The sequence below is a fragment of the Bittarella massiliensis (ex Durand et al. 2017) genome (assembly GCF_017566145.1).
GTDB lineage: Bacteria > Bacillota > Clostridia > Oscillospirales > Ruminococcaceae > Bittarella > Bittarella massiliensis_A.
Genome location: NZ_JABFCL010000291.1, coordinates 1 through 216 on the forward strand (window position 1 = coordinate 1; position 216 = coordinate 216).

Annotated in this window: 1 pseudogene; it reads right to left on the minus strand. The window is 59.7% G+C overall.

The features are described from left to right. Positions 1-5 precede the first annotated feature (5 nt). Positions 6-216: pseudogene (locus HJY11_RS14380) on the minus strand (methionyl-tRNA formyltransferase); the annotation flags it as partial.

Sequence of the window (216 nt, forward strand, 5' to 3'; positions counted from 1 at the left end):
GAAATTTATTGCAATTTGTCACCATTTGTAAACCGGCGGCCGGCGGCCCAGGCGCTGCCTTCCATGGGTCTGCTCCCCTCGGGCACTACTTCCAGAAGCGTCAGCGCGCCGGACGCACAGGCTACCTTCAGCGGTTTTGTGCTCAATATCTCACCCGGCGCGCCCGCGGCTGCATCGTCACACAAAGTGCGCAGCACTTTCACCTTTTTTCCGCCG